The sequence below is a fragment of the Streptomyces sp. NPDC006197 genome, from assembly GCF_040613865.1.
Classification (GTDB): domain Bacteria; phylum Actinomycetota; class Actinomycetes; order Streptomycetales; family Streptomycetaceae; genus Streptomyces.
This window is the reverse complement of sequence record NZ_JBEXSZ010000246.1, coordinates 1-6,468: the sequence shown is the minus strand read 5'-3', so window position 1 is coordinate 6,468 and position 6,468 is coordinate 1. Positions and strand designations below refer to the sequence as shown.

General features: G+C 67.9%; 6 protein-coding genes. 5 read left to right on the top strand and 1 reads right to left on the bottom strand.

All coding sequences use genetic code 11. The annotated features are described in order from the left end of the window. Positions 1–147: 147 nt before the first annotated feature. On the bottom strand, positions 148–459 hold the full coding sequence (locus tag ABZ318_RS38575) for a ferredoxin (protein WP_086831784.1): 312 nt from the start codon (positions 457–459) through the stop codon (positions 148–150). Between the two features lie 240 nt (positions 460–699). Here ABZ318_RS38575 and arc point away from each other — a divergent pair, with 240 nt between their 5' ends. The 5 genes from arc to prcA all read left to right on the top strand — a co-directional run bounded on the left by arc (position 700) and on the right by prcA (position 6,348). After that, positions 700–2,466: a proteasome ATPase gene (arc, locus tag ABZ318_RS38570; protein WP_356907083.1), complete on the top strand. Its 1,767-nt coding sequence runs from the start codon at positions 700–702 to the stop codon at positions 2,464–2,466. Positions 2,467–2,657: 191 nt separating this feature from the next. Next, a complete protein-coding gene (gene dop / locus ABZ318_RS38565; protein WP_356907082.1) occupies positions 2,658–4,169 on the top strand; it encodes a depupylase/deamidase Dop in 1,512 nt (503 codons plus the stop codon). A 160-nt stretch (positions 4,170–4,329) separates the two neighbouring features. After that, entirely contained in the window at positions 4,330–4,542 is a 213-nt protein-coding gene (locus ABZ318_RS38560; RefSeq protein ID WP_030213091.1) for a ubiquitin-like protein Pup, read from the top strand. A gap of 160 nt (positions 4,543–4,702) precedes the next feature. Beyond that, a complete protein-coding gene (gene prcB / locus ABZ318_RS38555) occupies positions 4,703–5,542 on the top strand; it encodes a proteasome subunit beta (protein WP_356907081.1) in 840 nt (279 codons plus the stop codon). A gap of 53 nt (positions 5,543–5,595) precedes the next feature. Then, positions 5,596–6,348: a proteasome subunit alpha gene (gene prcA / locus ABZ318_RS38550; RefSeq protein ID WP_190103845.1), complete on the top strand. Its 753-nt coding sequence runs from the start codon at positions 5,596–5,598 to the stop codon at positions 6,346–6,348. Positions 6,349–6,468 lie beyond the last annotated feature (120 nt).

Below are 6,468 nucleotides of genomic sequence, written 5' to 3'. Positions count from 1 at the left end.
CTCGCCGGAAACGCCTTCTCCTTCGAGGGCTTCGACCTCGGCGGCAACCTCTCCCGGCTCGCCGAGGCCGCTCCCTGATCCGGCCTGATCGGCAAGACGCCCCCTAGGGGGTGACGCTCGGACGCCACCTCCCGGGCGTCCGAGCCGTCACTCGGCGTCGGGGCCGTACACCTCGACCTTGTCCGCGACCCGGCGCACGTGGATGCAGTCGCCCGGACACTCCTTCGCGGAGTCCACCACGTCCTGGAGCAGCGGCAGCGGCACCGGCGTGGTGGCCCCCGCGTCCTGGAGCAGCTCGTCGTCGGCGCTCTTCACATAAGCGAGCCCGTCGATGTCAAGCTCGAAGACCTCGGGGGCGTACTGCGCGCAGATCCCGTCACCAGTACACAGGTCCTGGTCGATCCAGACCTCCAGCGCCTCCTCGGCACCCGTCGCCGGGGCCTCGTGCTGCACGGTCATATCTCCTGCCGTTTCTGCTTTGCGCGATAAGTCGGGCCACCCCTGACGGGTGTTGACCGATGACGACGATACAACCGCCCGCTTTCAGACGGTGAAGGGTGGGTATTCCCCTGGCGAGAGGGGAAGCGCAAGGGTGAAGATCGGACACACCCCGGAGTCTTTTTGATCTAGGGGTTTCAATCACCACCCACGCAGGTAGGGTCAGGAAGCGTCCAGCTCCCCTTGGAGGAGGTGAGGACCGTGGCAGCCCACGACGACGACATCAACCGCGGCATCCGGCCGGGGCGGGGGTCTGAAGACCCCGCCGGTCAGGTTGCCTATCTCGAGCAGGAAATCGCCGTCCTGCGACGCAAGCTCGCCGACTCTCCGCGCCACACGAGGATTCTCGAAGAGCGGATCGTCGAGCTGCAGAGCAACCTGGCCGGCGTGTCCGCGCAGAACGAACGACTCGCGAACACGCTCCGTGAGGCCCGCGACCAGATCGTGGCCCTCAAGGAGGAAGTCGACCGGCTCGCGCAGCCGCCGGCCGGCTTCGGCGTCTTCCTGCAGGCCAATGAGGACGGCACGTGCGACATCTTCACCGGGGGCCGCAAGCTCCGGGTGAACGTCAGCCCGAGCATCGAGCTCGAAGAGCTCAAGCGCGGCCAGGAAGTCATGCTCAACGAAGCGCTCAACGTGGTCGAGGCCATGGAGTTCGAGCGCGCCGGGGACATCGTCACCCTCAAGGAGATCCTCGAGGACGGCGAGCGCGCCCTGGTGGTGGGGCACACCGACGAGGAGAGGGTGGTGAGGCTCGCCGAGCCTCTGCTGGACGTCACCATCCGCGCCGGCGACGCCCTGCTGCTCGACCCCAGGTCCGGCTACGTCTACGAGGTGGTCCCCAAGAGCGAGGTCGAGGAGCTCGTTCTGGAAGAGGTCCCGGACGTCGACTACGACAAGATCGGCGGTCTGGGCAACCAGATCGAGCTGATCCGCGACGCGGTCGAGCTCCCGTACCTCTACCCGGACCTCTTCAAGGAGCACGAACTGCGGCCGCCCAAGGGCATCCTGCTCTACGGCCCGCCCGGCTGCGGCAAGACGCTGATCGCGAAGGCCGTGGCCAACTCCCTGGCCAAGAAGGTCGCCGAGGTGACCGGTCAGCCCGCGGGGAAGTCCTACTTCCTCAACATCAAGGGCCCCGAGCTCCTCAACAAGTACGTCGGTGAGACCGAGCGGCACATCCGCCTCGTCTTCCAGCGTGCCCGGGAGAAGGCGAGCGAGGGCACCCCCGTGATCGTCTTCTTCGACGAGATGGAATCCCTCTTCCGCACCCGCGGCTCCGGTGTCAGCTCGGACGTGGAGAACACCATCGTCCCGCAGCTGCTCGCCGAGATCGACGGCGTGGAGGGCCTGGAGAACGTCATCGTCATCGGCGCCTCCAACCGCGAGGACATGATCGACCCCGCGATCCTGCGGCCCGGCCGGCTCGACGTCAAGATCAAGATCGAGCGTCCGGACGCGGAGGCCGCGAAGGACATCTTCGCGAAGTACCTCACGGCCAACCTGCCGCTCCACTCGGACGACATCTCCGAGCACAGCGGCTCGAAGGCCGCCGCCGCCCACGGAATGATCCAGTCCGTCGTCGAGCAGATGTACGCGGAATCCGAGGAGAACCGCTTCCTCGAAGTCACGTACGCCAACGGCGACAAGGAAGTCCTGTACTTCAAGGACTTCAACTCCGGCGCGATGATCCAGAACATCGTCGACCGGGCCAAGAAGATGGCCATCAAGGCCTTCCTCGACCACAACCAGAAGGGCATCCGGGTCTCCCACCTCCTCCAGGCGTGCGTGGACGAGTTCAAGGAGAACGAGGACCTGCCCAACACCACCAACCCCGACGACTGGGCCCGGATCTCCGGAAAGAAGGGCGAGCGGATCGTGTTCATCCGCACCCTCGTCACCGGAAAGCAGGGCGCGGACACCGGACGCTCCATCGACACGGTGGCCAATACCGGTCAGTACCTGTAAAACGCGCACCGGCTGCGGATGTCCGGAAACCGGGCATCCGCAGCCGACGCATTCCATCCAGCATTTCCCCCGGCATCACCAGGGAAACAGGGAAATACTGCAACTGATCTCCCCACCAGCGCGGAGCCGCTCTAGGCTCTTCGGTACCGCCGAGTCGCGCACAGTGAGCGCCGCCGGGCAAGGAGGGCCGCATGACCGTACGGCGAGTAATGGGCATCGAGACGGAGTACGGGATCTCCGTCCCGGGACACCCGAACGCCAATGCCATGCTCACCTCGTCCCAGATCGTCAACGCCTACGCGGCGGCGATGCACCGGGCGCGCCGCGCCCGCTGGGACTTCGAGGAGGAGAACCCGCTGCGGGACGCCCGCGGCTTCGACCTCGCCCGCGAGGCCGCCGACTCCAGCCAGCTCACCGACGAGGACATCGGCCTGGCCAACGTGATCCTCACCAACGGGGCCCGCCTCTACGTGGACCACGCCCACCCCGAGTACAGCGCGCCCGAGGTCACCAACCCGCGCGACGCCGTCCTCTGGGACAAGGCCGGCGAGCGCATCATGGCCGAGGCGGCCGAGCGGGCCGCCCAGCTCCCCGGCGCCCAGCCCATCCACCTCTACAAGAACAACACCGACAACAAGGGCGCGTCCTACGGCACGCACGAGAACTACCTGATGAAGCGGGAGACCCCCTTCTCGGACATCGTGCGCCACCTCACGCCCTTCTTCGTCTCCCGCCAGGTCGTCACCGGCGCGGGACGGGTCGGCATCGGCCAGGACGGGCGGGAGAACGGCTTCCAGCTCAGCCAGCGCGCCGACTACTTCGAGGTCGAGGTGGGCCTGGAGACCACCCTCAAGCGGCCCATCATCAACACCCGGGACGAGCCGCACGCCGACGCCGAGAAGTACCGCCGCCTGCACGTGATCATCGGCGACGCGAACCTCTCGGAGATCTCCACCTACCTCAAGCTCGGCACCACCTCCCTCGTCCTCTCGATGATCGAGGACGGCTTCATCACGGTCGACCTCGCCGTCGACCAGCCGGTCCGCACCCTGCACCAGGTCTCGCACGACCCGTCGCTCCAGTACCTGGTCACGCTCCGCAGCGGCCGGACACTGACCGCGGTCCAGCTCCAGATGGAGTACTTCGAGCTGGCCAGGAAGTACGTGGAGGAGCGCTACGGCTCCGACGCGGACGAGCAGACCATGGACGTCCTCACGCGCTGGGAGGACACCCTGGGACGCCTGGAGACCGATCCGATGAGCCTCGCCGGCGAGCTGGACTGGGTCGCCAAGCGGGAGCTCATGGAGGGCTACCGGCGCCGTGACGGCCTCGACTGGGACGCGGCCCGGCTGCACCTGGTGGACCTCCAGTACGCGGACGTACGCCCCGACAAGGGCCTCTACAACCGTCTGGTGGCCCGTGGGCGCATGAAGCGGCTCCTGGACGAGGCCGAGGTGGAGCGGGCCGAGACGGCGCCCCCGGAGGACACCAGGGCCTATTTCCGGGGCCGCTGCCTGGAGCAGTACGCCGATGACGTCGCCGCGGCCTCCTGGGACTCGGTGATCTTCGACCTGCCCGGCCGGGACTCCCTCCAGCGCGTCCCGACCCTGGAGCCGCTGCGCGGCACCAAGGCCCACGTGAAGTCACTGCTCGACCGCTGCCGGACCGCGGAGGAACTCGTCCGCGTCCTGTCCGGCGGCTGAACCGGGGGCCCGGTACGGGCCTGAAATGCCCCGGCACTGGGAATCATGGAATCAGTGCCCGGGCGTTGTGGAAACTGCGGGGCCGAAGTCAGACCCGACCTATAGGGTCTGATCTTGTACGGACTCAACCGAGCGGGCCGATTCGAGCGGGGTGAGGGATATGGCGACCAAGGACACCGGCGGCGGACAGCAGAAGGCGACGCGATCCACGGAGGAGGTCGAGGAGACCACCACGGAGGCGAGCTCCGACCTCCAGGAGCGCCAGGAGAAGCTGAGCGAGGACGTGGACTCCGTCCTGGACGAGATCGACGACGTCCTGGAGGAGAACGCCGAGGACTTCGTGCGTTCCTTCGTGCAGAAGGGCGGCGAGTAGTCGCCTCACGCGTCTGTCGTCCTCCGTCCCCGGAGCCCCGGTGAAAGCCGTGGGTCCGGGGACGGATGACAAGCGGTGGCACGGGTAAGGTCCGTGCACAGCATCCAAGATCAGCCGGTGCTTCCCACGACCGGCCGACTGTCCCACCGGAAGGAATCGCGTGGAAGCCAACCCTCGAAGCACCGGGCGTCTGCCGGCGGCCTTCCTGACGCCGGGGTCGTCCTCGTTCATGGACTTCCTGGCCGATCACTCGCCGGAGCTGCTCCCGGGGAACCGGAAGCTGCCCGAGGGGATCGTCGAGGCCCCGCACGGCACCACCATCGTGGCCGCGACGTTCCCGGGGGGCGTCGTGCTCGCCGGTGACCGCCGGGCCACCATGGGGAACATGATCGCGCAGCGGGACATCGAGAAGGTGTTCCCGGCCGACGAGTACTCGGCCGTCGGCATTGCCGGCACCGCCGGCCTCGCCGTGGAGATGGTCAAGCTGTTCCAGCTGGAGCTGGAGCACTTCGAGAAGGTGGAGGGCGCGACGCTCTCCCTGGAGGGCAAGGCGAACCGTCTCTCCACCATGATCCGGGGGAACCTGGGCATGGCCATGCAGGGGCTCGCCGTCGTGCCGCTCTTCGCGGGCTGGGACGAGGGCAAGGAGAAGGGCCGGATCTTCTCGTACGACGTGACCGGCGGCCGCTCCGAGGAGCACGGTTTCGCCGCCACCGGCTCCGGCTCGATCTTCGCGCGCGGTTCGATGAAGAAGCTGTACCGCGCCGACCTGACCGAGGAGCAGGCCACCACGCTGGTGGTGCAGGCGCTCTACGACGCGGCGGACGACGACTCGGCGACCGGCGGTCCCGACATGGCCCGCCGGATCTTCCCGATCGTCACCGTCATCACCGACGAGGGCTTCCGCAGGCTCAGCGAGGCGGAGTCCTCCGGGCTGGCCCGATCGGTCACCGAGCGGCGTCTGGAGCAGCCCGACGGGCCGCGTGCCGCCCTGCTCTGACCGTTTCGTCGCCCGTAGAAGCCCTTCAGACCGGAAGAAAGGGACGGTAGCCGGTGTCCACGCCGTTCTATGTCTCACCCCAGCAGGCCATGGCCGACCGGGCCGAGTACGCCCGCAAGGGCATCGCCCGCGGCCGCAGCCTGGTCGTCCTCCAGTACACCGACGGCATCGTCTTCGTCGGTGAGAACCCGTCCCGTGCCCTGCACAAGTTCAGCGAGATCTACGACCGGATCGGCTTCGCGGCCGCCGGCAAGTACAACGAGTACGAGAACCTCCGCATCGGCGGTGTGCGCTACGCCGACCTGCGGGGCTACACCTACGACCGGGACGACGTCACCGCGCGCGGCCTGGCCAACGTCTACGCCCAGACCCTGGGCACGATCTTCTCCAGCGCGGGGGAGAAGCCGTACGAGGTGGAGCTGGTCGTCGCCGAGGTCGGCTCCGAGCCGGAGGGCGACCAGATCTACCGGCTGCCGCACGACGGCTCGATCGTGGACGAGCACGGCTCGGTCGCGGTCGGCGGGAACGCGGAGCAGATCGGCTCCTTCCTGGACCAGCGGCACCGGGACGGCATGTCGCTGGCCGAGGCCCTGAAGCTGGCCGTGCAGGCCCTGTCGCGGGACACCAACGGCACCGAGCGGGAGATCCCCGCGGAGCGCCTGGAGGTGGCGGTGCTGGACCGCACGCGTCCGCAGCAGCGCAAGTTCAAGCGGATCGTCGGCCGTCAGCTGTCGCGTCTCCTGGAGGCGGACAACGCGGCGGCGGCGAAGACGGACGAGCCCTCGGACGAGGCTCCCGAGGAGTAGTCGGCTCTGCCCGGAGGGGCCCCGGTCTTCAAAAGGCACGCAGTCACGAGGACGTGACAAGTCACGTCCCGACGCTCCCACGGCTTGTAGGCACACGGTTTCAGGTACTATTTCACTCCG

Bases quoted from the DNA above. Each gene is read 5' to 3' on its own strand.
- ABZ318_RS38575 (WP_086831784.1), bottom strand. From the start codon at position 459: ATGACCGTGCAGCACGAGGCCCCGGCGACGGGTGCCGAGGAGGCGCTG.
- dop (WP_356907082.1), top strand. From the start codon at position 2,658: ATGACCGTACGGCGAGTAATGGGCATCGAGACGGAGTACGGGATCTCC.
- ABZ318_RS38560 (WP_030213091.1), top strand. From the start codon at position 4,330: ATGGCGACCAAGGACACCGGCGGCGGACAGCAGAAGGCGACGCGATCC.